Source organism: Rhodoferax sp. ZS1R8 (assembly GCF_056521325.1).
The window spans coordinates 1-1,347 of sequence record NZ_JBWMBA010000088.1; the positions used below are offsets into that span (position 1 = coordinate 1).

3 protein-coding genes are annotated in these 1,347 nt (G+C 60.4%); 1 reads left to right on the plus strand and 2 read right to left on the minus strand.

Annotated features, from left to right (window positions below):
* Both AC097P_RS24015 and AC097P_RS24020 read right to left on the minus strand, forming a co-directional pair.
* On the minus strand, positions 1–345 hold a 345-nt coding region (locus tag AC097P_RS24015; RefSeq protein ID WP_479612940.1), incomplete at its 3' end, for an acyl-CoA dehydrogenase family protein.
* A 126-nt stretch (positions 346–471) separates the two neighbouring features.
* Complete coding sequence (locus AC097P_RS24020) at positions 472–1,083, minus strand: response regulator (protein WP_479612941.1); 612 nt, start codon at positions 1,081–1,083, stop codon at positions 472–474.
* A gap of 140 nt (positions 1,084–1,223) precedes the next feature.
* On the opposite strand from AC097P_RS24020, the gene AC097P_RS24025 reads away from it, so the two are divergent.
* The coding region (locus AC097P_RS24025) for a LysR family transcriptional regulator (protein ID WP_479612942.1) at positions 1,224–1,347 on the plus strand (124 nt) is incomplete at its 3' end.

Here is a 1,347-nt window from a genome sequence, read left to right on the forward strand (position 1 = left end):
AAATTCAAAAATTGGCACCATCACCAGACTGCTCTGCACACTCATCATGGAGCGGTAGCCGCTGTCCACACGCTCCACCTCTCGGGCGATCAGGCCATAAGACACGTAGTTCAGGCCGGGGCCACCGTATTGCTCGGGGATGGTGGGGCCCAAGAGGCCCAGCTCACCCATTTCGCGGAAGATGGCAGGGTCGGTCGTGCCGTCGCGGAAGGCCTGGGTCACGCGGGGCAGCAGCTTGCCCTGGCAGTAGGCGGCGGCGGCATCGCGCACCATGCGTTCGTCGTGCTCAAGCTGGCTGTCTAGCAAAAAGGGGTCTTGCCAGTTGAAAGATGCTGCGTGGGCCATGGGTAAGGTCTCCGGGAGGGGTGGTTGTTACCCCGCATCGTAGTGCCGAACGGCACGGGTCACAAACGATTGTTTGTCACCCAGGTATGCGCTTCACGCATATTTGAGCCTAACTTAGGCAGGGCGCTACAAGCGCTTGACCTTGGTGGCCTCAATCATTCCCGCGATGCCGTCGAGTTGCAGCACCAGTTCGCCCCGGCGCAGGATCACGTGTTTGACAGACTCCGTGCGGTTGGCATAGGTGACCCGGTCGCCGGGTTTGAACTGCGGCAGGCTGGGCGGCGCCACGTAGACCGGCCGGGCCTGCTTCTGGCTGCCCTGCCGGCTGAGTTTGCTGGCAATGCCAGGGTGCAGCGGTGCCAACTGTTCCAACGCGGTGCGCACCGCGTCGCGCATGGCGTCTGCGGTGAAAGGCTTGGCCAGCAAGAACAGTGCGCCGGCCTCATCGGATTCTTGTTGGCGTGTGGGGTTGCAGTCTTGCGCCAACAGCGCGAACTGGCAGTTGGGGTTGTCTTTGAGCAGGGCTTTGTGCAGTGCGATACCGTTCAAAGACTCCTTGGCAAACCAGTCAGTGATCAAAAAATCGGGTTTTTGGGAGGCTGCAATTTCCGCTGCGGCGTGCGGATCGGAGACCGTTTTGATGGCTGCGGAGTCAAAACCGTAGCCAGACAGCAGCTTTTGGGTGAAGAGTTGGAGCGCAGGGCTAGGGTCGGAAACTAGAAAACTGACGGCGGACATGGGCGCTAACAAAAAAATCGGCGGAAACATCCACTACGAAGATTGTCATTTTACGGCGTGCATCCCGTCATTGGGCTTGCATGGGGTGAACACCAGTTGCGCAGCAGAGGGTGTTTTCGGGCTGGCTACACTGGTCAACCATGCGACGCAAGATTCCCGCCACCCACACCCTGCTGTGTTTTGAAGCGGCCGCCCGCCACGAAAGTTACACCCGTGCCGCGCAGGAGCTGGCGCTGACCCAAAGCGCGGTCTCGCGCCAAGTGG